Source organism: Arthrobacter sp. Leaf234 (assembly GCF_001422665.1).
Taxonomy (GTDB): domain Bacteria; phylum Actinomycetota; class Actinomycetes; order Actinomycetales; family Micrococcaceae; genus Arthrobacter_D.
In genome coordinates, this window is the sequence record NZ_LMLU01000001.1 from 885,494 (window position 1) to 907,203 (window position 21,710).

24 protein-coding genes and 1 riboswitch are annotated in these 21,710 nt (G+C 70.7%); of the genes, 15 read left to right on the forward strand and 9 right to left on the reverse strand.

Features of this window, described 5'->3' with window-relative positions; translation table 11 throughout:
* Positions 1-14: 14 nt before the first annotated feature.
* Together ASF21_RS04150 and ASF21_RS04155 are read right to left on the reverse strand one after the other, a co-directional pair.
* The gene (locus tag ASF21_RS04150; RefSeq protein ID WP_055767126.1) at positions 15-422 is read right to left on the reverse strand and encodes a protealysin inhibitor emfourin; all 408 of its coding nucleotides are present in this window, start codon (positions 420-422) and stop codon (positions 15-17) included.
* A complete protein-coding gene (locus ASF21_RS04155) occupies positions 419-1,468 on the reverse strand; it encodes a M4 family metallopeptidase (protein WP_055767129.1) in 1,050 nt (349 codons plus the stop codon). Before ASF21_RS04155 ends, ASF21_RS04150 begins: the two co-directional genes overlap by 4 nt.
* A 79-nt stretch (positions 1,469-1,547) precedes the next feature.
* Here ASF21_RS04155 and ASF21_RS04160 point away from each other — a divergent pair, with 79 nt between their 5' ends.
* Positions 1,548-2,402, forward strand: coding sequence for a tryptophan 2,3-dioxygenase (locus ASF21_RS04160; RefSeq protein ID WP_055767133.1), 855 nt, complete (start codon positions 1,548-1,550; stop codon positions 2,400-2,402).
* Between the two features lie 88 nt (positions 2,403-2,490).
* Positions 2,491-3,066 (forward strand): dCTP deaminase, encoded by a 576-nt coding sequence (gene dcd, locus ASF21_RS04165; RefSeq protein WP_055767136.1) that lies wholly within the window; start codon positions 2,491-2,493, stop codon positions 3,064-3,066.
* 32 nt (positions 3,067-3,098) lie between these two features.
* Here the strand turns inward: dcd and ASF21_RS04170 are convergent, their stop codons facing one another.
* Positions 3,099-4,487, reverse strand: coding sequence for an MFS transporter (locus ASF21_RS04170; RefSeq protein WP_055767139.1), 1,389 nt, complete (start codon positions 4,485-4,487; stop codon positions 3,099-3,101).
* 140 nt (positions 4,488-4,627) lie between these two features.
* Here ASF21_RS04170 and ASF21_RS04175 point away from each other — a divergent pair, with 140 nt between their 5' ends.
* The 9 genes from ASF21_RS04175 (at position 4,628) to ASF21_RS04215 (ending at position 12,606) form a co-directional block, all read left to right on the forward strand.
* Positions 4,628-7,630, forward strand: a complete 3,003-nt coding sequence (locus tag ASF21_RS04175; RefSeq protein WP_055767142.1) for a Na+/H+ antiporter subunit A — start codon at positions 4,628-4,630, stop codon at positions 7,628-7,630.
* A complete protein-coding gene (locus tag ASF21_RS04180; RefSeq protein ID WP_055767145.1) occupies positions 7,627-8,103 on the forward strand; it encodes a Na(+)/H(+) antiporter subunit C in 477 nt (158 codons plus the stop codon). Before ASF21_RS04175 ends, ASF21_RS04180 begins: the two co-directional genes overlap by 4 nt.
* Positions 8,100-9,710, forward strand: coding sequence for a Na+/H+ antiporter subunit D (locus tag ASF21_RS04185; protein WP_055767148.1), 1,611 nt, complete (start codon positions 8,100-8,102; stop codon positions 9,708-9,710). Before ASF21_RS04180 ends, ASF21_RS04185 begins: the two co-directional genes overlap by 4 nt.
* Positions 9,707-10,252: a Na+/H+ antiporter subunit E gene (locus ASF21_RS04190; RefSeq protein ID WP_055767151.1), complete on the forward strand. Its 546-nt coding sequence runs from the start codon at positions 9,707-9,709 to the stop codon at positions 10,250-10,252. The genes ASF21_RS04185 and ASF21_RS04190 overlap by 4 nt, the downstream gene beginning before the upstream one ends.
* The gene (locus ASF21_RS04195) at positions 10,249-10,506 is read left to right on the forward strand and encodes a monovalent cation/H+ antiporter complex subunit F (protein WP_055767154.1); all 258 of its coding nucleotides are present in this window, start codon (positions 10,249-10,251) and stop codon (positions 10,504-10,506) included. Before ASF21_RS04190 ends, ASF21_RS04195 begins: the two co-directional genes overlap by 4 nt.
* 3 nt (positions 10,507-10,509) lie before the next feature.
* Entirely contained in the window at positions 10,510-11,028 is a 519-nt protein-coding gene (gene mnhG / locus ASF21_RS04200; RefSeq protein ID WP_082471213.1) for a monovalent cation/H(+) antiporter subunit G, read from the forward strand.
* A 128-nt stretch (positions 11,029-11,156) separates the two neighbouring features.
* Positions 11,157-11,537, forward strand: coding sequence for a response regulator transcription factor (locus tag ASF21_RS04205; protein ID WP_162237509.1), 381 nt, complete (start codon positions 11,157-11,159; stop codon positions 11,535-11,537).
* 185 nt (positions 11,538-11,722) lie between these two features.
* Complete coding sequence (locus ASF21_RS04210; RefSeq protein ID WP_055767161.1) at positions 11,723-12,103, forward strand: Hpt domain-containing protein; 381 nt, start codon at positions 11,723-11,725, stop codon at positions 12,101-12,103.
* Positions 12,100-12,606 (forward strand): MarR family winged helix-turn-helix transcriptional regulator, encoded by a 507-nt coding sequence (locus ASF21_RS04215; RefSeq protein WP_055767164.1) that lies wholly within the window; start codon positions 12,100-12,102, stop codon positions 12,604-12,606. Before ASF21_RS04210 ends, ASF21_RS04215 begins: the two co-directional genes overlap by 4 nt.
* Before the next feature lie 94 nt (positions 12,607-12,700).
* Here the strand turns inward: ASF21_RS04215 and ASF21_RS04220 are convergent, their stop codons facing one another.
* From ASF21_RS04220 to ASF21_RS04230, 3 genes are read right to left on the reverse strand one after another with little or no spacing between them, the layout of a single operon-like run.
* Positions 12,701-13,039 (reverse strand): UBP-type zinc finger domain-containing protein, encoded by a 339-nt coding sequence (locus tag ASF21_RS04220; RefSeq protein WP_055767167.1) that lies wholly within the window; start codon positions 13,037-13,039, stop codon positions 12,701-12,703.
* A complete protein-coding gene (locus ASF21_RS04225; protein ID WP_055767170.1) occupies positions 13,036-14,598 on the reverse strand; it encodes an FAD-dependent monooxygenase in 1,563 nt (520 codons plus the stop codon). Before ASF21_RS04225 ends, ASF21_RS04220 begins: the two co-directional genes overlap by 4 nt.
* Before the next feature lie 15 nt (positions 14,599-14,613).
* Positions 14,614-15,261 (reverse strand): 4a-hydroxytetrahydrobiopterin dehydratase, encoded by a 648-nt coding sequence (locus ASF21_RS04230; protein ID WP_055767172.1) that lies wholly within the window; start codon positions 15,259-15,261, stop codon positions 14,614-14,616.
* Between the two features lie 115 nt (positions 15,262-15,376).
* On the opposite strand from ASF21_RS04230, the gene ASF21_RS04235 reads away from it, so the two are divergent.
* Entirely contained in the window at positions 15,377-16,501 is a 1,125-nt protein-coding gene (locus tag ASF21_RS04235; protein ID WP_055767175.1) for an FUSC family protein, read from the forward strand.
* Positions 16,502-16,603: 102 nt separating this feature from the next.
* Here ASF21_RS04235 and ASF21_RS04240 read toward each other — a convergent pair whose 3' ends face one another.
* Complete coding sequence (locus ASF21_RS04240) at positions 16,604-16,864, reverse strand: DUF4235 domain-containing protein (protein WP_055767179.1); 261 nt, start codon at positions 16,862-16,864, stop codon at positions 16,604-16,606.
* A gap of 165 nt (positions 16,865-17,029) precedes the next feature.
* Positions 17,030-17,154, forward strand: a riboswitch (TPP riboswitch).
* Positions 17,155-17,214: 60 nt separating this feature from the next.
* Here ASF21_RS04240 and ASF21_RS04245 point away from each other — a divergent pair.
* Genes ASF21_RS04245 through ASF21_RS04255 form a run of 3 tightly spaced genes read left to right on the forward strand, consistent with a single transcriptional unit; the run spans position 17,215 to position 20,107 of the window.
* Positions 17,215-17,823: an ECF transporter S component gene (locus tag ASF21_RS04245; protein WP_055767182.1), complete on the forward strand. Its 609-nt coding sequence runs from the start codon at positions 17,215-17,217 to the stop codon at positions 17,821-17,823.
* Entirely contained in the window at positions 17,820-19,313 is a 1,494-nt protein-coding gene (locus ASF21_RS04250) for an ABC transporter ATP-binding protein (protein ID WP_055767185.1), read from the forward strand. Before ASF21_RS04245 ends, ASF21_RS04250 begins: the two co-directional genes overlap by 4 nt.
* Complete coding sequence (locus ASF21_RS04255) at positions 19,310-20,107, forward strand: energy-coupling factor transporter transmembrane component T family protein (protein WP_055767188.1); 798 nt, start codon at positions 19,310-19,312, stop codon at positions 20,105-20,107. Before ASF21_RS04250 ends, ASF21_RS04255 begins: the two co-directional genes overlap by 4 nt.
* Before the next feature lie 103 nt (positions 20,108-20,210).
* Here ASF21_RS04255 and ASF21_RS04260 read toward each other — a convergent pair whose 3' ends face one another.
* Entirely contained in the window at positions 20,211-20,948 is a 738-nt protein-coding gene (locus tag ASF21_RS04260; protein ID WP_055767191.1) for an amino acid ABC transporter ATP-binding protein, read from the reverse strand.
* A complete protein-coding gene (locus ASF21_RS04265; RefSeq protein ID WP_055767195.1) occupies positions 20,945-21,706 on the reverse strand; it encodes an amino acid ABC transporter permease in 762 nt (253 codons plus the stop codon). Before ASF21_RS04265 ends, ASF21_RS04260 begins: the two co-directional genes overlap by 4 nt.
* Positions 21,707-21,710 lie beyond the last annotated feature (4 nt).

The window sequence follows — 21,710 nt, forward strand, 5'->3', positions numbered from 1 at the left end:
ACCTTACAACAGTCTCAGGGCGGGCCGTGACCGGCGCCGTCCGTCCCCTCCGCCCGTGCCCGCTCGATGAGTTCGCGCCAGGATTCGTCGATGCGCCCCTCGCCGATGGTGACCTCGGTGTAGCCGATGGAGATGCGGTAGGTGAAGCGGTCCCGCTGCTGGCCCGGCCCGCGCTCGGAGGGGTGCGGCATCGGCGCTGCTGCGTCGACGGAGTCCGCCCCCGACGCGGCCTGCGCGCAGTCGACCAGCGGCCCGGCCCCGTCCGCGGATCCGCTGTCCGCGCGTCCGTGGTCCGTCGCCGTACCGGCCTCCGCCTCGGCCAGGGGGAGCCAGCGTTGCTCCGCCTCCGTGCGGCTCACCTCGAGACTCCAGGTGCGCGTGAGGCCGCCGAATCCGCCGGAGCGCGTGATCTCGATCCTCACCGCAGGACGCCGACCCGGGTCCAGGCGTCCGCGACGGCCCCGGCTCCGCGGCTGTCCGGGCCGAAGCGTCGGCCCGCGGCGTCCTGCGTGGCCTGCGCGAAGGTGGGGAAATCACAGTCCGGGGGGATGGTGCCGCTGAGTACGGCGTCGTACCAGATGCGCCCCACGCCCGTCCACGCCTCGCCGCCCAGCGCCGTGGCGGCGAGGTAGAACGCGTGGTTGGGGATGCCGGAGTTGATGTGCACTCCTCCGTTGTCCGACGTCGTCTCGACATAGTCCCCCATGGTGGCCGGCTGCGGGTCCTTGCCGAGGACGTCGTCGTCGTAGGCGGTGCCCGGTGCCTTCAGTGAGCGCAGCGCCTCGCCGCGCACCGAGGGGGTGAAGATGCCCGCCCCGACGAGCCAGGTCGCCGATGCGGCGTCCTGCCCGAGATCGCGCTGTTCCACGAGCACGCCGAAGACGTCGGAGAGTGATTCGTTGAGGGCGCCCGACTGGCCCTGGTACTCGAGGTTGGTGGAGTACTGGGTGAAGCCGTGCGTCAGTTCGTGGCTGATGACCGTGAGCGACGCCGTGAAGCGGCCGAAGATCTCGCCGTCGCCGTCACCGAAGACCATGCGTTCGCCGTCCCAGAACGCGTTGTCGTAGTTCGAGCCGTAGTGCACGGTGGCATCGAGGCGCTTCCCTGCTCCGTCGATCGAGGACCGCCCGTACTCCTCGCTGAACAGGCGGTAGGTGGACCCGAGCCCGTCGTAGGCCTCGTCCGCGGCGACATCACCGGTGGGGGGTGCTCCCTCCGCGCGGACGACCTCGCCCGGGAGCTCCTCCCGACCGCCGGCGTCGTGGATGCGTCGGGTGAGGCTACCGGCGATCGCCGACCCGCGACGCACCGGGGCGCGCAGGGCCTCGGACCGCTCGCGGAGGACCGGGTCCAGTTCCAGGAGGGCGTGCCGCGCGGCGGTGGACGCCCCGGAGAGGCGGGGGTCCTGCAGGGCGGCGAGCCGGGTGAGCAGGTGTGGCGGGACGATGCCGCAGTGGATTCTCTGCATGGGGGCCTCCTCGGATTGGTCCCACCGTAGACCCGTGGTCCGACATTCGGGCCCGCCCGGTGGCCCGTAGTCTTTCCGGATGAGCGTGCAGCGGAATACCCGTGACCTGGAGCAGGGGATCGAACGGGACTTCTCGGACAAGATGAGCTACGGCTCCTACCTGGAACTCGGGAAGCTGCTCGACGCGCAGCACCCCGTGAGCTCGCCCGAGCACCACGACGAGATGCTGTTCATCATCCAGCACCAGACCTCCGAGCTGTGGCTGAAGCTGGTGCTGCACGAACTGCGGGCCGTGCGGCTGCACCTGCAGGCGGACGATCTCCGGGCGGCCATGAAGGGGATCGCCCGCATCAAGCACATCCAGCGCTCGCTGACGGAGCAGTGGTCCGTGCTGGCGACGCTGACGCCCTCCGAGTACGCCGAGTTCCGCGGGGATCTCGGTGCGTCGAGTGGTTTCCAGTCCTACCAGTACCGCGCCGTCGAGTTCCTCCTCGGCAACAAGAACGCCGCCATGGTCGATGTGTTCGACGCCGATCCTGCAGCGCAGGCCCTGCTGACGGAACTCCTGGGTCAGAGCAGCATCTACGACGAGTTCATCGCCCTGCTGGCCGGGCGCGGGTATCCGGTCCCGGATGCTCTCCTGCATCGCGACGTCCGTCTGGCCCACGAGTTCAGCCCGGACCTCGTCGCCGTGTACAAGCTGGTGTACGAGGACGCCGCCGCGCACTGGGACATCTACGAGGCGTGCGAGGAGCTGGTGGACCTCGAGGACAACTTCCAGCTGTGGCGCTTCCGCCATCTGAAGACCGTGGCCCGGACCATCGGCTTCAAGACGGGTACGGGAGGATCCTCCGGCGTCGGCTTCCTCCAGCGTGCCCTGGAGCTCACGTTCTTCCCGGAGCTCTTCGCCGTGCGCACCGAGATCGGTCGCTGACGCCGCTGTCGGAGCCGTCGTCACCGCCCCGTCGACGCCCCGTCGCCGACGCACCGGGCACCCGTGGTGCGGCTGGTAGTTTTGGACGGTGCTGATCTCAGACCGCGACATCCGAGCAGAAATCGCCGCCCACCGGATCGTCCTCGAACCGCACGATCCGCTCATGGTGCAGCCCTCCAGCGTCGACGTGCGCATCGACCGCTACTTCCGGCTCTTCGACAACCACAAGTACGCGCACATCGATCCGGCGGAGGACCAGCCGGACCTCACGCGCCTCGTCGAGGTGGCTCCTGACGAGCCGTTCATCCTGCACCCCGGCGAGTTCGTGCTCGGGTCGACCTACGAGACCGTGACCCTGCCGGACGACATCGCGGCCCGGCTCGAGGGCAAGTCGTCGCTCGGTCGCCTGGGGCTCCTGACCCACTCCACCGCCGGCTTCATCGATCCCGGGTTCTCCGGCCACGTGACCCTCGAACTGTCCAACATGGCGACGCTGCCGATCAAGCTGTGGCCGGGCTCCAAGATCGGGCAGCTGTGCTTCTTCAAGCTGACCTCGCCCGCCGAGCACCCCTACGGCTCGGGTGAGTACGGCAACCGCTACCAGGGGCAGCGGGGCCCGACGGCGTCGCGCAGCCACCTGAACTTCCACCGCACCGACATCTAGGGCGGCCCGTCCCGGCCGCACCGGGACCGCGGCTACGCCTCGGGCACGACGGCGCGCGTCACCTGCGCGGGCGGCTTGACCGGGAGGAGCACGAGGAGTCCGGCGAGCAGGACCACGAGGATCCCGATCACGCCGTAGAGCTGGGACCCGAAAAGTCCGATGCAGAGGGCGAACAGGGTCGGTGCGAGGAAGCTCACGGCCCTGCCGGTGGTCGCATAGAGGCCGAACAGCTCACCCTCGTCCCCGACAGGGGCGAGCCGCGCGAGATAGGCACGCGACGAGGCCTGCGCCGGGCCCACGAAGAGCGTCAGCAGCAGTCCGAAGACCCAGAACGTGGTGTCGGAGGTCCACTGCATGCCGAAGAAGGAATACGTCTCGGTGCCGAGCAGGAGGATCGCCGAGCCGGCGACCAGCAGTCCCACCAGCGCTCCGATGATGACGCGCTTGGGTCCGATGCGGTCGTCCAGGAAGCCGCCGACCACCGCTCCGATCGCGGCGATCACGTTCGCCGCGATGGCGAAGACGATCACCATGCTCGGCGAGAAGTCGAATGCGCCGGCCGCGAGGATGCCGCCGAAGGTGAAGACGGCCGCGAGCCCGTCGCGGAAGATGGCGCTCGCGAGCAGGAAGTAGATGGTGTGGGGACTCTCGCGGTAGATGGTCCGCACCCTGCGGACGAGCAGCCCGTAGGAGGCGAGGTAGCCGAGCTGCGCGGCCCTGGCCCGCCGTGGCACCTCCGGCACGGCGAACATCACGGGCAGCGCGAAGGCCGCGAACCACAGGGCGGAGAACACCGCCACGAGCCTGATGTTCAGCCCGTTCTCACTCGAGGCCCCGGCCCAGTCGACGACCGGCTGGATGAACACCACGAGCACCACGACGAGGGCCACGATCCCGCCGACGTACCCCATGGCCCAGCCGAACCCGCTCACGCGGCCCACGGTGGCGGGCGTGGAGATCTGCGTCAGCATCGCGTTGTAGTTGACGCCGGCGAACTCGAAGAAGATGTTGGCGGCGGCGATCAGCGCCACTCCGAGGATCAGCATGCCGGGGCTCGGGAGGACGAAGAAGCAGAGCGCCGTCAGGACGGCGACGATCAGGCTGTTCACGCCGAGCCACAGCTTGCGGCGGCCACCGGAGTCGGACCGCTGCCCGGTGACCGGGGCGAGCAGGGCGATCAGCAGGCCGGCGCCGGCAAGACCCCAGCCGAGGACCTGCGATGCGCGCTCCTCCCCGCCGAACGCCTCGGACGTGAGGTAGACGGTGAAGACGAAGGTCGTCATGACGGCGTTGAAGGCCGCGGACCCCCAGTCCCACGATGCCCAGGCGAGGACCGGCCTGCTGAAGATGCGACCGGTGCCTACGGACGGCTGGGGTTCGGGGGTGTCGGCAGGCTGAGGGGCCTGCTGGTAGGTGCTCATGAGCTGAATGCTAGCGCCGCATGACCTGTATCACAGGAGCGCCGCAGCAGGGGATGCCTCCGGGACAGTGGAAGCTTTGACCAATTCCAGTCGATAGACTGGGGGAGCCCGACCGACCGCCACCGGAAGATCGAGACCCCATGCTCACCGTGCTGATTGTGATGTTCGCCGGTGCGCTCGTGGCGCCCGCGCTCTTCGCCCGATTCGGCAGGTCCGCGTTCTTCGTCCTCGCCGCTGCTCCTGCGGGCGGCTTCGTCTGGCTCCTCGTGCAGCTGCCCGCCGTGCTGGGCTCCGACCAGGTGGCCCTCGACGGCGGGAGCGGCGCGCCGCCCTCGGTCACGGTGCCCTGGATCCCCAGCCTCCAGCTCGAGCTGGCCTTCCGGCTGGACGCGCTGGCGGCCGTGCTCTGCATCCTCATTCTCGGCGTGGGCGCCCTCGTGCTGTTCTACTGTGCGCGCTACTTCAAGAGCGACGATCCCGACGTCGGGGCCTTCGGTGCCCAGCTGCTCGCGTTCGCCGCGTCGATGTTCGGGCTGGTCCTGGCCGACGACCTGATCCTCATGTTCATCTTCTGGGAACTGACGACGATCCTCTCCTACCTGCTGATCGGCTACTCCCGGCACAGGCTCTCAGCGCGCCGGTCCGCACTGCAGGCGCTCATCATCACCACCTTCGGCGGACTGGCGATGCTCGTGGGCCTCGTCATGATCGGCCAGACGGCAGGGACCTACCGCATCTCGGAGATCCTCGCCTCGTCGGCGGACCTGGTGACGCGCGGGACCATCATCGACGTCGCCGTCGCGCTGGTCCTGGTCGGGGCCATCACGAAGTCGGCACTCGTCCCGTTCCACTTCTGGCTGCCGGGAGCCATGGCCGCGCCCACGCCGGTCAGCGCCTACCTGCACGCGGCCGCGATGGTCAAGGCCGGGGTCTTCCTCGTCGCCCGCTTCGCCCCGGGCTTCGGCGAGACGGCCTTCTGGTACCCGGTCATCCTCGTGCTCGGGATGACCACCATGCTCCTCGGCGGGTGGCGGGCGCTCCGCCAGCACGACCTCAAGCTCGTGCTGGCCTACGGCACGGTGAGCCAGCTGGGCTTCCTCGTCATGGTCGTGGGGCTCGGCGGGCAGGACGGAGCCCTCGCGGGCCTCGGGCTGGTCCTCGCCCACGGCTTCTTCAAGGCGACCCTGTTCCTGGTGGTCGGCATCATCGACCACCAGTCCGGGACGCGTGACCTCCGGGTGCTGTCCGGCGTCGGGGCCACCTCACCGGCCCTGTTCGCCGTCGCGCTGGTCGCTGCCGGATCGATGGCCGGCGTGCCGCCGCTGCTCGGGTTCGTCGCCAAGGAATCTGTCTTCGAGGCCTTCGTGCACCGGGCCGGGGACGGCGTGGTCGGCACCCTCCTGCTGGGAGGGATCGTCCTCGGGTCCGTCCTCACCTTCGCCTACAGCGCCCGCTTCGTCTGGGGTGCCTTCGCCCTCAAGCACGGGGTACCGCGGACCGACTTCAAGCGCGTGCGCACCTCCTTCCTCCTGGCGCCCGCCGTCCTCGCGGTGGCCTCCGTGCTGTTCGGTGTGTGGCCGCTCCCGCTCGACGCCGTGATCCAGCCCTACGCCTCGCTCTTCCCCGTCGAGGGTGACACGGCGCACCTGGCGCTGTGGCACGGATTCAACCTCCCCCTCCTGCTCTCGGTGGTCACCATCGCTGCCGGTACCGCCCTGTACCTCCTGCGCGGTCCCTTCGAGCGACTGCAGGGGCGCCTGCCGTCCGCCCGTGACGCCGAGGTGGTGTACCGCTCCACCATCGGCGTGCTCGACGACGTCGCGGTGGGCGTGACCGGGCGGACGCAGCGAGGCTCCCTCGCCTTCTATCTCTTCGTCATCCTCACCACGGCCGTCGTCACGCCGCTCACGGCCCTGATCGTCTTCGACGCGCCGATGCCGGCAGACTTCCGCATCGCGGATTCGCCGGCCCAGGTCGCGGCGGCGGCCGCGATCCTGGTCGGCATCGTGGCCGCGCTCCGTGCCACCAAGCGCTTCATGGCGGTACTCATGGTGGGCATCACGGGCTACGGCATGGCGATCATCTATGCCCTCCACGGAGCTCCTGACCTGGCCCTGACGCAGATGCTCGTCGAGACGATCGTGCTGGTCGCCTTCGTCCTGGCACTGCGCTCGCTGCCGGCCCGCCTGTGGAACCGCGCGGAGAGCAGGCACCGCCTGCTGCGGGCGGGCCTCGGGATCGCCTTCGGCGGCATCATGGCGGTGATCGCGATGTCGGCAATGGCCTCCCGGAACTCCGCTCCCATCTCGATCGCCTACCCGGGCATGGCCTACGACGAGGGCGGCGGCGCGAATGCCGTCAACGTGCTCCTGGTCGACATCCGGGCATGGGACACGCTCGGCGAGATCACCGTGCTCGCCATCGCGGCGACCGGTATCGCGAGCCTCATCTTCGTCCGCGGGCGGGGGGACAAGCGGCGCCGGGCCGACGGCGTCGAGGACGGCTCGGTGGACCGCGGGCAGGAACCGCTCGACGCCGGTGGGCGGGCCGGTGCCGCGCGTGCCCTGGCGATGAGGTTCGCGGACGTCAGCCGCGATCCGTGGCTCGTCGCCGGTCGTACCCTGGCCCCGGAGCGCCGCTCCATCATCTTCGAGGTCATCACGCGGCTGCTCTTCCACACGATCATCGTGCTCTCCGTCTACCTGCTGGTCGCCGGTCACAACCTGCCCGGCGGCGGCTTCGCCGGAGGCCTCACCGCGGGCCTCGCCCTGGCCATCCGATACCTGGCGGGCGGACGGTTCGAACTGGCGGAGGCCAGCCCGGTGAGCGCCGGAACCCTCCTCGGCGCCGGACTCGCGATCGTGACCCTGACGGCGATCGCGCCCCTGTTCCTCGGCGGGGCCGTCCTGGAGAGCTACATCCTCGAGTTCTGGCTGCCCGTCTTCGGCGACGTGAAGTTCGTGACGTCCACCATCTTCGACATCGGCGTCTACATCATCGTCGTCGGCCTGGTCCTCGACGTCCTGCGGAGCCTCGGATCGGAGATCGACGAACGCGCGGAATCGGACGACCCTGTCGCCGAGGACACCGGGGCCGACGCCCTCGTCCCACCCGCCACCGAGGCAGAGGGAGTACGGCCATGACGGTCAACATCACGCTGATCGTCCTCATGGCGGCCTTCTTCGCCGCGGGCATCTACCTCCTGCTCGAGCGCAGCCTCACCCGGGTGCTCCTCGGCCTGATCCTGCTCGGCAACGGCGCGAACATCCTGATCCTGGCGACGAGCGGCCCGAGCGGGAGATCCCCGCTGTACACCGCGGGGACTCCCGCGGAGGAGTACACCGACAGCCTGCCGCAGGCCCTGATCCTGACGGCGATCGTGATCACCTTCGCCGTCACGGCGTTCATGCTCGGCATCATCTACCGGTCCTGGGTGCTGGGCCGCGTGGACGACGTGCAGGACGATCCCGAGGACCGCAGGGTCGCCGACCAGGACAGCTACGACTACGAGGACGACGCCGACATCATCGCCGACACCACCGAGTTCAGTGAGGCGGAGGATCCGTCCGCCGCTGCCGCCGCCGATCGCGCGGGCAGAACGGAAGGACCCCGATGATCGCCGCGGACCTCGCCCCGCTCGCCGTCGTCCTGCCCTTCCTCGGGGCCGCGGTGACCTTCATCCTGATCCGCCACGCCCGGGCGCAGCGGGCGGTGAGCATCTCGACGCTCAGTGTGACGCTCCTGATCGAGGTGGTGATGCTCATCTCTGCCCCGTCCGCCGGCACGCACGCCGTGAAGCTCGGCGGCTGGGAGCCACCCTTCGGGATCGTGCTCGTCGTCGACCAGTTCTCGGCGCTGATGCTCGTGGTGTCCTCCGCCGTCAGCCTCTCGGTGCTGATCTATGCCGCCGGCCAGGGGATGGCGGACGGCGACGAGGACGGGCCGGTCTCGATCTTCCACCCCACCTACCTGATCCTGGTGGCAGGGGTGTCCAACGCTTTCCTGACCGGGGACCTCTTCAACCTGTACGTCGGATTCGAGATCCTCCTCACCGCGAGCTACGTCCTCATGACGCTCGGCGGGACCGCCCCGCGCATCCGTGCGGGCGTGACCTACGTCGTCGTGAGCGTGGTGTCGTCCATGCTGTTCCTCATCGCGATCGCGATGATCTACGGAGCCACGGGGACCATCAACATGGCGGATCTCGCCGTGAAGCTGGAGTCGGTGGACCCGGCGACACAACTGGTCCTCCATCTCATGCTGCTCGTGGCCTTCGGCATCAAGGCCGCGGTCTTCCCGCTCTCCTTCTGGCTCCCCGACTCCTACCCCACCGCACCGGCTCCCGTGACCGCGGTGTTCGCGGGTCTGCTGACGAAGGTGGGCGTGTACGCGATGGTGCGCGTGGAGACGCTGCTCTTCCCGGGTGACCGCATCAACTCCCTCCTCATGGTGGTCGCCCTGCTGACCATGGTGGTGGGCATCCTCGGCGCCCTGGCGCAGTCGGACATCAAGAGGCTGCTCTCCTTCACCCTCGTCAGCCATATCGGCTACATGGTGTTCGGGCTCGCGATCTCCACGCGGATCGGCCTCGGCGCGGCCGTCTACTACGTGGCCCACCACATCATCGTGCAGACCAGCCTCTTCCTCGTGACGGGGCTGATCGAGCGCCGTGGTGGGACGGCGAACGTGGACCGGCTCGGCGGGCTCGCGAAGCTGTCGCCGCTGCTCGGGCTCCTGTTCTTCCTGCCGGCCATGAACCTCGCCGGGATCCCGCCGTTCTCCGGTTTCCTCGGCAAGCTCGGCCTGATCCAGGCGGGCGTGGAACTCGGCACACCCCTCGCCTACGTGCTGGTGGCCGGGGGAGTGGCGACCAGCCTGCTCACACTGCTCGTGATGGCCCGCGTATGGAACCGTGCGTTCTGGCGCAGCCCGGCCGATGCCGAGGACCCTGATCCCATCCTCCTCGCGAGCAAGGCCGACGGCTCGAGCGTCGGGACCTCCCGCCACGTGACCGGCGAGGACACCGGTCGGTTCGCCGGCAAGGACCCCGTGCGGCTGCTGCCGGCGAGCATGACCGGCCCCACGATCGGCCTCGTCGCCCTGGGGCTCGCGCTGACCGTCCTCGCGGGGCCGCTGTTCACCCTGAGCGACGGCGCCGCGCAGGAGATGCTCGACCGCACGCCGTACATCGAGGCCGTCCTCGGAGCGGGGGCCGACCGATGAGCCGGCAGCGGATCCCCCTGATCACGGAGCTTCCCCTCGTCATCTGGCTGGTCCTGGTGTGGGGCGCACTCTGGCAGGACTTCGGCGTCGGGAACCTGGTGTTCGGGGCGATCATCGCCTATGGCGTCGTCAACTTCTTCTATCTTCCTCCGGTGGAGCTGACAGGGCGGTTCAACGTGTTCTGGCTGGTGCCGTTCATCGGGAGGTTCCTCGTCCAGCTCGTCACCGCCAGCGTGCAGGTGTTCTGGCTCGGCCTCACGCGGGGACCGGAGCTCCGGAACGCCGTGGTGGCGGTCGAACTGCGGAGCTCCTCCGACTTCCTCGTGACCGCCACCGGGCACGCCCTCTCGCTGATCCCGGGCTCGCTCGTGCTGGAGGTCGACCGCTCGACGTCGACGCTCTACCTGCACTGCCTCAACGTCCTGACGGACGAGGACGCCCAGGACATCCGCGAGGAGGTCCGCGCGACCGAGGCGTGGCTCATCCGCATCATGGGGACCCGGACGGACCTCGATGCACTGCTGGCGGAGGAGCGGGCATGAACGCCGTGATCTATGTCGTAGGGGGAATACTCGCGCTGGCCGCGGGTCTGGCCCTCTACCGTGCGGTCCTGGGACCGTCGATCCTGGACCGCGTCCTCGCGCTCGACGTCGTCCTCGCCGTCATCGGCGCGGCCCTCGTGCTGAACATGGTGGTGAACAGGCACCTCGACAACCTGATCCTGCTGGTCACGATCTCTCTGATCGGCTTCATCGGATCGGTCACGGTCGCCCGTTTCGTCACGGACAGGAAGTAGCCCATGGTCCAGGACGTCGTCGTCTCCGTCCTCCTCATCGGCGGTGCCCTCATGTCGCTCGCGGCCGGCGTGGGGCTCGTCCGCTTCCCCGACCTGCTCTCGCGCATGCACGCTGCCACGAAGCCGCAGGTGCTGGGACTGCTGCTCTTCCTGCTCGCCCTCGCGGTGGAGAACGGCAGCTGGCTGCTGGTGCCGATCCTCGTGCTCTGCTGGGTCTTCCAGCTCCTCACCAGCCCCGTCTCTGCGCACATGGTGGGACGGGCCGGATACCGCACACGGCACCTGCGGCGGGACCTGCTGACCCTCGACGAGCTCGACGACGTCGTCACGCGGGCCGCGGCGGCGCCCGGCCACGAGCAGGAGCGTCCCGGATCTCCCGCCGGGGATGCCGAGGCCGGTGCACCGGGCGACGCTGCGACCACGGGGGAGGACACCGGGACGGGCGGTCCCGGTGCCGGTTCTCCCCGACGCGGTGCGCCGGGCGGCGCGACCACCCGGGGCGAGTCCGGCAGATCCTCCTGATCCGCCGCCCTGGCCAGGGAGCACCGACGGGTGACCGGGCAGCGGGGGGTATGGCGGCCGGGGACGGTAAGGTAACTGCTGATCGGGGGGATCGGAACGATGGGGTGGCGATGGGACGGAGCGAGGGCATGAACGGGCAGCGGCGGGAGGCCGTCGTGATCGAGGACGACGCCGACATCCGCCAGCTGCTCGTGATCGTGCTGTCCTCCCGCGGGTTCTCGGTCCACGAGGCCATCACCGGGGCAGAGGGCCGGCGCCTCGTGGAGGAGACGGACCCCCAGCTGATCACGCTCGACCTCAACCTGCCCGACATGGACGGGCTGACCCTGTGTCCCGTCCTGCGTGCCCTGTCCCACGCGCACATCCTGACCATCTCCGCGCGCCCGCCCCAGCTCACCGCCGAACAGTGCCTCGCCGCCGGCTCCGACCACTTCATGGGCAAGCCGTTCAGCCCACGCGTCCTCGGTGCGTATCTCGACGAGGTCCTACCCCGCGAGGGTGCCGCCTGACCCGGGACCGGGCCGACGACTTCCAGGACCGGCACGACGCACGGTAGCGTGTCCGTCAGGTCAACAACGGTTCTGCGGGGGCGCATGCCGGTGAAGAAGAACGTCCCCGCGCCGTCCCATCCTTCTCCTGCCTGGCTCAGCCCTACTGGTCTCAGTCCGCCCAGCGCTACCCAGGAGTCATCGGCATGACCGTGCAGGGTCCCTACCCGTCGTATCCCATCGACAGCGCCGTCCTCGAGCGATTCGTCGCGGAGACGTCGCCGGAAGCAGTCACGTCCTTCGTGGCGTCCTTCGTCGAGCTCGCTCCGGAGCGTCTGCGGCGCATCAGGCGTGCGTGCACCGCACGGCAGACCGAGCAGGCCGTCATCGCGCTGCTGAGCCTCCGGTCGAGCGCCGCCATGATCGGTGCCGACCGCCTCGTCGAGGCCACGTCGGTGCTCCTGCGTGGACTGCGCACCGTGCCGCGCCCGTGGGCCATGATCGACGACGCCGTGGACCACCAGCTGGGCGCCGCCGTCGACGAGGTGCTGCCGGCCCTGACGGGCCGCGCGGGGTGGACCGCATGACCCGCCCGCGCGCCGCCATCTCCCGCGCCATGGCAGTGTCCGTGTCGCGCGGCTCAGCCGAGGCCGGTGGATCGTCCGCTGACGAGGGGTGGTCGACCAGCCGCCTCCTCACGACGGCGGCGCGCCTGTGGGAGCAGGACGTCAACGAGCGGCTGCAGGGAGCGGGCCTCACCACTGCGGGGCTCGTGGCGCTGCAGGCCCTCCAGGCCGTCGAGCCCGCAACCCAGGCGTCGCTCGCCCGCATCCTGCATCTGCAGCCCCAGACCCTGCGCCGCACGCTGGCGTCGCTGGAAGGCCGGGGCTTCCTGACACGTGGGGCGTCCGCGCGCGCCGGCAGGGCGCTGACCGTCCGACTGACCGATGCGGGGCGGGAGACGCTGCACTGGGCCGCCGAGACGCTACCGGTCGCCCACCGGTCCTTCGGCGCGGAGCCGGGACTGCGGACCAGCCTGGTGGTCCTGCTCGAGGGGTTGGGCGTGCAGCACGCTCCCGGGGCCCCGTAGACCGACGGCGCCACGCATCAGGACCTCGCTGTCGGACGGCTGTCACGGAGCAGGTCCACCGGCAGGCCCGGGGTGGCCGGTCCGGTCTGCGCCTTCAGTGGAGGTGTCGTCGCCAGTCGGTGGGGACACGACCGGCGGGCCCCGGCGCGGGCTGATCCAGAGGCCTGCTCGTGGGCTCCGCGAGCGCCGGACCGTCGACGAACTGCTGCGCACGGTAGTCCCAGAACCAGTCCTCGCCCGGCTCGAAGGACATGGCCACGGCATGACCGGTCCCGGCGGCGTGGGCCGAGGCGTGCTGGGCGGGCGAGCTGTCGCAGCAGCCGACGTGCCCGCAGCCCGCACACCTCCTCAGGTGCACCCACCACCCGCCGGTGTCCTCGCACTCCGCGCACCCGGTGCCCGAGGGGCGTGCCCCGGTGTCGATGGTCGTCATGATCGTCGTCCTTCCACGAGCAGATGGGGGGCCAGATCCTGCAGCGCCGCGCGGAAGACCCGCACGGCGTCCGCGGGCGGAGCGGCCGAGGCGACGAAGCCGTCCGGCCGCACGAGGTAGAGGGTGCCGGCACGCAGCCCGGTGGCACCACCGGAGGTGAACGCGTGGAGCGCCAGACCGAGCTCCTCCGCGACGACGGCGGCCTCGGGAGCATCGGCTCCTGCGCCGTACGCGTGCACCTGCCAGGACGCAGCCCGCAGCGCGTCGAAGTTCCCGCCCGTCCACGGCAGGCGGCGGCCGACGACGGCGTGCCGTCCCCGCTGCCCCTCCCGAGCGCCGGGCATGCAGTACCGGATGCGGACCTGGCCGAGATAGCCCGCGAGCCGCCGCCCGAGGGGCAGGTGCGGCAGGACGGCGACGGCCGGCGGCAGCACGACCCGCGGCAGGTACCGGCGCACCAGCAGGGCGGGGCGCGAGCGTGAGGTGATGCCGCGGAAGACGGCATCCGTGGTGCGCAGCAGCCGCAGGGCGACCGGCCGGCGCTCGGCCTCGTAGCGGTCGAGGATGCGCTCGGGGGCGGCTCGGAGGATCACGTCGGCGAGCGTGAACGCGAGATTGTGCGCGTCCTGCAGCCCGGTGTTCATGCCCTGTGCGCCGACGGGCGAGTGGACGTGGGCGGCATCTCCGGCGAGGAACACGGGCCCCGTCCGGAACCGCGCTGCGATGCGGTGGTGGACCCGGTAGGTGGAGAACCAGCGGGACCACTCGTAGGTGACACCGAAGGACGCTGCGAGGCGGCTCCGCGCGACGTCCTCCGTGACGGCGGGGGCGTCGTCGTCGGAGGCGATCCCGATGAGGCGCTGCCCGCCCCGGCCCTCGCCGTCGGGCCGCATGGGGAAGGCGAGGAGGAACTCGGTGGCGCCCTGCCGGATGTTGACGGAGGCGGGAGCCAGCCCCTCCACTCCCACGGCGTCCACGAGGTAGAAGGTCCGGCGGCTGGTGGTCCCCTCGAAGGGGATGCCGAGGAGTGCCCGCACCGTCGACGATGCACCGTCGCACCCCACCGCGTACCGCGCGCGGAGCGTCCAGGGGCCCGCCGGAGCGTCCCCGCGCGCGACGACACCGCCGTCGGCGAGGTCCAGGGCCACGAGGCGGTGCCGCCAGCGGACGGACCCGCCGAGCGCCAGGAGGTTCTCCGCGAGGATCCGCTCGTTGGCGCTCTGCTCGAGCACATACATGCCGGGGTAGGGGGTGATCCCGCGACCGAGGGTGGTGAGCGGGATGGGCGCGAAGGCCGTCCGGCCGAATCCCTGCCGCATCGATACTGCGCGCACGGCCTGGTCCAGGACGCGCTCGACGACGCCGAGCTGGTCGTAGATCTCCATGGAGCGCGAGTGCACCCCGAGCGCCCGTGACTCCTCCGTCGGCCCGTCCTTCGCGTCGATGACGGCGACCAGGACGCCCAGCCTCACGAGCCAGTTGGCAAGCATCAGGCCGGTCGGCCCGGCACCGACCACCAGGACGTCGACGTCCTCCCCCCGGTCCTCGTGCCCGGTCATGGCTGCCGGATCGCCTCAGCGTCCCAGGACGGTGCAGACGCAGGCGCGGTTGCCGTCGGTGTCCGCCAGGACCGTGAACGACGGCGCCCGCCCGTCGTCGACGACCGTCCCACCGGCGGCGACGGCACCGGCGATCCGCGCCTCTGCGACGTCGTGCGGCAACCACACGTCGAGGTGGAAGCGCTGGCGCGGGATGTCGTGGGCATCGGTGTGCTGGAACCACAGGAGCGGGACGCGTCCGGTCGGGTCGGTGACGTCGTCGCCGTCCAGCGCATCCGCATCACCCGTCAGCAGAGCGGCCCAGAACGGGCCGATCCCCGCGACGTCCGCCGTGTCGAGGGCGAGCTCGACGACGGCGGGAGCAGCGGGATCGGCCAGGAGACCGCGACCGCCGGCGAGGTCGCTGATGCGGCGCGCGAGGTCGACGTCGCGTTCCGTCACGCCCGCGGCGTCGTGGCTCATGAGCAACACGTCCACGTGGGGATAGCTCAGCGTGACGTCGGGATGGTGGTCCGCCTCCTCCGCGAGATCGCCGATGGCCGAGACGAGTGCCACCCCGGTGGCGAAGTCGTGCGTCAGGAAGCGGGCGTGCAGGGCCTCGGCGAGTTTTCGCCAGTCGTCCAGCCCGGCATCGAGGATCTGTTGCGTGCTGAGGATGCTCATGCCGCCAGTATCGTCCGGCACGGCCCCTGGGGAAAGGGCGGGCTCCCTGTCCATGGAGACGATGCTGCCGCCCCGGCCCGGGCGGGACCCACCGCTCTGGTGCCATACTGCGGGGATGTCCCAGAACCGGATCCCCGGTCGCCGCCTCCGCGTCCCGCGCCTCGACCCCGCGCTGAAAAGCCGCATGCGAGCGGCGGCCGTCAACCCGCAACTCCTCCTCGCGGCGAAAGCGGCGCTCGCCGCCGCCCTCGCGTGGACCCTGGCCCTGGCCATCCCCGGGACGCCGTCGGAGTACCCCTACTACGCGCCGCTCGGCGCCCTCCTGGCCATGTACCCCACGGTCTCGGGTACCCTCAAGCTCGGCCTGCAGACCGTGGTGGGCCTGACCCTCGGGATCGTCCTCGCCTACGTCGCGGTCTGGGCGGGGGACCCGAACTGGATCACCATCGGGTTCGTGGTCGGGGCCGGGGTGCTGCTGGGCGGATTCCTCAGGAGGACGGCCGGCGGCGGTTCGGGAATCGCCTCGGCCGGGCTCTTCGTCCTCGTGATCGGGAACGAGGACCTCGGGTACTCCCTGGGCTACCTCGTGCAGACCGTGGTCGGCGTGGGGGTGGGGCTGGCCGTCAGCGCCCTGATTTTCCCGCCGCTCCACCTCAACGACGCCGTCGGCCAGATGAGTCTGCTCCGACGGACCGCGGCCCGGGACCTGCAGCAGATGGGCCAGGCGCTGGAGGAGGACTGGGCGGAGGACGACGCACGGTGGGCGGAGGTGCGGGACGGCCTCTCGGCCTCGGCCCGCGACGCCCGCAGCGCACTCCAGTACGCGGACGAGAGCCGCAAGGGCAACGTGCGCCGACGCTTCCACCCCCGTGACGTCCGGGAGGACTACCGGCACGTCGAGGTCCTCGAAGTGGTTGCCTCGCACACCCTGAACATCACCAACCTCCTGCAGGACGCCCTGCACGGGACATCCCGCGAACGGCCCCTGCCGGTGGCGGTCCGGCCGGCCCTGCAGTCCGCCTTCACGGCCGTCGGGGACGTGCTGGACCTCTGGACGGTGGAGGAGGACGATGCCGCGATGCTCGCCGCGGCGGAACGCGCGCTCCGCGACCTGGAAGCGGCGGCGTACGGGACGTCCTCGAGGGAGGTGCCGTTCGGCGCAGCCGCGGCGATCGGCATGAGCCTCCACCGCATCCTCCAGGCCGTCAGGCCCGACCTGCGACAGGCGGACGGCGAGTAGCGGGACAGGCGCCCGGACACCGCCCTGCGCGAGGACAGGACGGGCCCCTGGGGAGCCCGTCCTGTCCTCCTGCTCCGCGGTGGTACCCGGAGCGCCCGTGGCTCAGGTCAGGTCGCGCGTCTTCGCGAACCTCTCGATCGCCTGCTGCGTGGAACGGTTGGTGAGCACCTGGATGGTGGTGCTGACCGCTCCGGAGACGATTGCGAAGACCAGGGCCGAGCGCAGCGTATTCTCCAGTCCGTCCTTGCTCTTCGGGGGCGCCTCGCCCGTGATCTTCTCCCACAGGAAGTCGACGAGCTTGGTGCCGACGAAGCCCGCACCCACACTCATTCCCACTCCGAGCAGCTTGAACACGACGTTCATGGTTTCTCCTTCTCGTCCGGTGGTCCTGTACCTACCCTAGCCGCGCGACGAGGCGCTCGGCAGGGACGGGTCCGCCCTGGCCGCGGGACGGCCGCCGTGGTTCGTCCAGGCCGGTCGACCTGCCCGGGTGCACGCCCCTGCGGTGTAGGATCGGAACGCTCAACCATCACACGACAGGGGAGCGCAGACCCGCAGCACGCTGCCGGGTCGGGCGCTGAGAGTGCGGACCGCCGCAGACCCTCGAACCTGATCCGGCTAGTACCGGCGAAGGGAGTCGAGTTCTCGGAGTGCACGGACACCGCCCCGGCGATACCGGCACTCCCCCCTCCTGTACCTCAGGAGGATCCACCATGGCATCACCCACCGCCCTCAGGGGCGTCTCCCGGCACACCAACCAGTGGCGCGTCGTCGACATCGTCGTGGCCTCGGTCATCGCGGTCGCCGTCGGCGTCCTGTTCTTCGCGTGGTCCGCCGGCTATTCGGGCATCAGTCTGCTCACCGCCGGTTTCCCGCCGCTCGGCGGGCTGTACTCCGGGGGCTGGCTGATCGCCGGCGTCCTCGGCGGCCTGATCATCCGCAAACCCGGGGCGGCGATCTACTGCGAGGTCCTCGCAGCCGCCGTGTCCGCCCTCATCGGCACGCAGTTCGGGATGGCCGTTCTGGTCTCCGGCGCCATCCAGGGTCTCGGCGCGGAACTCGTGTTCCTGCTGTTCCTCTACCGGAGATGGAACCTCCCCGTGGCACTGCTGGCCGGACTCGGTGCCGGACTGGCGCTCGGGATCAGCGAGAACATCCTGTACAACGCGCTGTGGACCATCGAGTTCAAGCTCCTCTACGTGCTGTTCGCGGCCATCTCCGGCGTCGTCATCGCCGGGCTGCTGTCCTGGCTCGCCACCCGGGGCCTGGCGCGGACGGGCGTGCTGTCCTCGTTCGCCGCCGGCCGCACGGCGGACGTGTGACACCACTCGGCGGGCCCCTCCCGCGCGCCGTGCAGGTCAGCGCGCGGGGGTGGGGCTGGCGTCATGCCGGGCGCAGGGCGTTCGCCGCCCGGCACCTCGACCTCGAGCTGACGCCCGGAGAGCGGGTGCTGCTGCTCGGTGCCTCCGGCGCGGGGAAGTCCACGGTGCTCCACGCGCTGGCCGGCGTGCTCGGCAGCAATGACGAGGGTGAGCAGGAGGGGGACCTCCTGCTCGACGGCGTCCCGCCCGCCGCGGCGCGGGGACGCGCGGGTCTGGTGCTGCAGGACCCGGAGTCCCAGGTGGTCCTCGCCCGCGTCGGCGACGAGGTGGCCTTCGCGGCCGAGAACCTCGCCATGCCGCGGGACGAGATCTGGCGACGCGTGCACCGGGCGCTCGACGACGTCGGCCTCGACCTCCCGCTCGACCACCCCACCACCGCTCTGTCCGGCGGGCAGAAGCAGCGCCTCGCACTCGCCTCCGTCCTCGCGATGGAGCCCGGACTGCTGCTGCTCGACGAACCCACGGCCAACCTCGACCCGGACGGCGTCCTCGAGGTCCGGGACGCCGTGATCCGGGTCCTCGATCGCACCCGGGCCACGCTCGTCGTCGTCGAGCACAGGGTCGCGGTGTGGGCCGATGTCGTCGACCGCCTGATCGTGCTGGATGCCGACGGCGGTGTCCTCGCCGACGGCGCACCCGGACAGGTCCTCGTGCAGGAGGCGACCCGCAGCCGTCTCGAACAGGCGGGTGTGTGGGTGCCCGGTCGACGGCCCGCCGTCGGCGGCGCCGTGCCGACGTCCGCCGGAGGGGAGGTGCTCCTCGCAGCCACCGGGCTCGACGTCGCGCGCACGAAGCGCGGTCCGGTCGCCGTCGCCGGGCTCGACCTCACCGTCCGTGCCGGCCAGGCCCTCGGCATCACGGGCCCCAACGGTGCCGGGAAGTCGACGGCGGCCCTGACCCTCGGCGGTCTGCTGCGCCCCCGGGCCGGCTCGGTCCGGGCCGTCCCGGCCCTCACGGGCACGGCCGGTGACGACCCCTTCCGGTGGCGGTCCACCGAGCTCGTCCAGCGCATCGGGACGGTGTTCCAGGAACCCGAGCACCAGTTCCTCACCGCGAGCGTGGGGGAGGAGCTCGCCGTCGGCCCGGCCAGGGTGGGCGGCGCGCAGGCTCCTGGACGCATCGCTGAACTCGCCGAGCGCCTCCGCCTCACGCACCTCCTGCAGGCCAACCCCTTCACGCTCTCCGGTGGCGAGAAGCGCCGCCTGTCCGTGGCGACGATGCTCGCCACCGCGCCGCGGATCCTGATCCTCGACGAGCCGACCTTCGGACAGGACGCCCTGACCTGGGCCGAGCTCGTCACCCTGCTCCGCGAACTGGTCGACGACGGTGTGGCCGTGCTCTCCGTCACCCACGACGCCGAGTTCATCGACGCACTGGGCGGAGCGACCCTGCACGTCTCCGGCGGTGCGGGGACCCTGGTGCACCGATGAGCACCGACTACCTGACACCGGTCCTGACCGGGAAGACGCTCCTGCGGGCCAACCCGGTGTCCAAGCTGTTCGCTGCCACCGTCATCACGCTCGCCCTGATGGCGAGCATCGACTGGGTCAGCGCGGCTGTGGTCCTCACCTGCGAACTGGTGCTCATGCCCCTGCTCGGCATCAGCGTCCTGGCACTGGCACGCCGGATCTGGCCGCTGCTGGTCGCCGCCCTGATCGGCGCCTACGGCACGGCACTGCTGGCCGACAAGACCGGTGGGGTGGTGCTCGACGTGGGGCCGTTCCTGTTCACCGAGGACTCCGTCGCGTCGGGGATCGCCGTCGGACTCCGCGGGCTCGCGCTCGCGCTGCCGGGGATCTTCGTCCTGCTCACCACCGACCCCACCGACCTCGCCGACGCCCTCGCGCAGAAGCTGCACCTGCCGCACCGCTTCGTGCTCGGCGGGCTCGCGTCGCTGCGGCTCGCGGGTCTGCTGGTGGAGCAGTGGGAGACGCTCGGGCTGGCCCGCCACGCGCGCGGTGTGGGATCGGGCGGGTCCGTCGGCGCGCGCACCCGCAACCTCCTCGGGCAGTCCTTCGGGCTGATCGTGCAGGCGATCCGGCGCGCCACCCGCCTCGCGACGGCCATGGAGGCCCGCGGCTTCGGTGGCGGGACACGCACCTGGGCCCGGGAGAGCTCGTTCTCGGCGCTCGACGCCGTCGTCGCGGCCGTCGGGCTCCTCATCGCGGCCGGTGCGGTCACCGCGGCCGTCCTCGCGGGGACCTGGAACTTCATCCTGTCCTGACGCCGTCGGGAGGAACGCGCCGGGATGACGGCCGGGGCAGACGCCACAGGGGGCCCGCCGTGGCGGGCCCCCTGTGGGCGCATCGTCCGTGCCGGCGGTCCGGCTAGAGGACGTCCGAGAGGAACGATCGCAGGCGGGCCGTCCGCGGGTCGTCGAAGATCGCCGCCGGCGGACCGGACTCGACGACGACGCCGGCGTCCATGAACGTCACCGTGTCGGAGACGTTCCGGGAGAACCCCATCTCGTGCGTGACCACGACCATGGTCATGCCCGCCGACGCGAGATCCGCCATGAGGGCCAGCACCCCCTTGACCAGCTCGGGGTCGAGGGCCGAGGTCGCCTCGTCGAAGAACATCACCTCGGGATCCATCGCCAGGGCACGGGCGATCGCCACGCGCTGCTGCTGCCCGCCGGACAGGTTGCCCGGCCGGGCATCGGCCTTGTGCTTCAGGCCCACGAGGTCCAGCTGGGCGAGGCCCTTCCGGCGCGCCTCGTCCGCCGACATCCCGCGCAGCTTGCGCAGGGCCAGCGTGACGTTCTCCAGCACCGTCTTGTGCGGGAACAGGTTGAACTGCTGGAACACCATCCCGATGCGGCGGCGCAGCTCGTCCGGGTTGTCCTTCAGGACGGAGCGCCCGTCCAGGAGGATGTCCCCCTGGTCCGGCTCGATGAGGCGGTTCAGGACGCGCAGCAGCGTGGACTTGCCGGACCCCGACGGGCCGATCACGGACGCCGTGGTGCCCCGCTCCACGTGCAGGTCGATACCGCGCAGCACGTGGTTCGAGCCGAAGGAGAGGTGCAGGCCCCGTCCGGTCAGCGTGCCCGACTCGATGGCCTTCATGCCCGTGCTCCTTCGCTCATGGTGGTGAGGTCCTCCAGCTCGGGCTTCTGCTTCCGCCCGACGCGCAGCCGGTGGTCGATGAAGTTCACCAGGTGCGTGAGCGGGATGGTCAGGCACAGGTACAGGACTCCGGCCGCGATGAGCGGCGACAGGTTGCCCGTGTTGCTCGCGGCATCGTTGCCCACCCGGAAGAGCTCCCGTTCACTGGCGACGAGGCCGATGAAGTAGATGAGCGAGGACTCCTTGATGAGCGCGATGAACTGGTTCACCAGGGCGGGCAGCACGCGTCTGACGCCCTGGGGGATGACCACGAGCCGCATGGACGAGCCGTAGCTGAAGCCCAGCGCCCGGGTGGCCTCGAGCTGGCCCTTCTCCACGCTCTGGATGCCCGAGCGGAAGATCTCGCCGATGTACGCCGACGCGATCAGCGAGAGCGCGAGGATGCCCAGCGGATAGGGGCTCGTGCTGCCCGTGAGCTGCCGGAGGATCGGACCGAGTCCCAGGCCGATGAGCAGGATGATCACGACGGCGGGGAGGCCGCGGAAGATGTCCGTGTAGATGCGGGCGATCCACCGGAGCACGCGGTTGCGGGAGATCCCCATGATGGCGAGGAGCATGCCGACGATCGTGCCGATGACGCCCGAGGCCAGCGCGAGCAGGAGGGTGTTGGGCAGTCCGACGGTCAGGAGGTCCGGCAGGACGGCAGCCATCGCCTCCCAGTCGAAGAACGTCTTACCGAGTTGTTCGAAGGCATCCATGCAG

Coding starts and splice junctions, on each gene's coding strand:
- ASF21_RS04225 (WP_055767170.1), bottom strand. CDS start 14,598: ATGACCGGGCACGAGGACCGGGGGGAGGACGTCGACGTCCTGGTGGTC.
- ASF21_RS04230 (WP_055767172.1), bottom strand. CDS start 15,261: ATGAGCATCCTCAGCACGCAACAGATCCTCGATGCCGGGCTGGACGAC.
- ASF21_RS04235 (WP_055767175.1), top strand. CDS start 15,377: ATGTCCCAGAACCGGATCCCCGGTCGCCGCCTCCGCGTCCCGCGCCTC.
- ASF21_RS04180 (WP_055767145.1), top strand. CDS start 7,627: ATGACGGTCAACATCACGCTGATCGTCCTCATGGCGGCCTTCTTCGCC.
- ASF21_RS04170 (WP_055767139.1), bottom strand. CDS start 4,487: ATGAGCACCTACCAGCAGGCCCCTCAGCCTGCCGACACCCCCGAACCC.
- ASF21_RS04185 (WP_055767148.1), top strand. CDS start 8,100: ATGATCGCCGCGGACCTCGCCCCGCTCGCCGTCGTCCTGCCCTTCCTC.
- ASF21_RS04265 (WP_055767195.1), bottom strand. CDS start 21,706: ATGGATGCCTTCGAACAACTCGGTAAGACGTTCTTCGACTGGGAGGCG.
- ASF21_RS04190 (WP_055767151.1), top strand. CDS start 9,707: ATGAGCCGGCAGCGGATCCCCCTGATCACGGAGCTTCCCCTCGTCATC.
- ASF21_RS04205 (WP_162237509.1), top strand. CDS start 11,157: ATGAACGGGCAGCGGCGGGAGGCCGTCGTGATCGAGGACGACGCCGAC.
- ASF21_RS04195 (WP_055767154.1), top strand. CDS start 10,249: ATGAACGCCGTGATCTATGTCGTAGGGGGAATACTCGCGCTGGCCGCG.
- ASF21_RS04245 (WP_055767182.1), top strand. CDS start 17,215: ATGGCATCACCCACCGCCCTCAGGGGCGTCTCCCGGCACACCAACCAG.
- ASF21_RS04215 (WP_055767164.1), top strand. CDS start 12,100: ATGACCCGCCCGCGCGCCGCCATCTCCCGCGCCATGGCAGTGTCCGTG.
- ASF21_RS04260 (WP_055767191.1), bottom strand. CDS start 20,948: ATGAAGGCCATCGAGTCGGGCACGCTGACCGGACGGGGCCTGCACCTC.
- ASF21_RS04220 (WP_055767167.1), bottom strand. CDS start 13,039: ATGACGACCATCGACACCGGGGCACGCCCCTCGGGCACCGGGTGCGCG.
- ASF21_RS04175 (WP_055767142.1), top strand. CDS start 4,628: ATGCTCACCGTGCTGATTGTGATGTTCGCCGGTGCGCTCGTGGCGCCC.
- ASF21_RS04255 (WP_055767188.1), top strand. CDS start 19,310: ATGAGCACCGACTACCTGACACCGGTCCTGACCGGGAAGACGCTCCTG.
- ASF21_RS04240 (WP_055767179.1), bottom strand. CDS start 16,864: ATGAACGTCGTGTTCAAGCTGCTCGGAGTGGGAATGAGTGTGGGTGCG.
- ASF21_RS04160 (WP_055767133.1), top strand. CDS start 1,548: ATGAGCGTGCAGCGGAATACCCGTGACCTGGAGCAGGGGATCGAACGG.
- mnhG (WP_082471213.1), top strand. CDS start 10,510: ATGGTCCAGGACGTCGTCGTCTCCGTCCTCCTCATCGGCGGTGCCCTC.
- ASF21_RS04155 (WP_055767129.1), bottom strand. CDS start 1,468: ATGCAGAGAATCCACTGCGGCATCGTCCCGCCACACCTGCTCACCCGG.
- ASF21_RS04210 (WP_055767161.1), top strand. CDS start 11,723: ATGACCGTGCAGGGTCCCTACCCGTCGTATCCCATCGACAGCGCCGTC.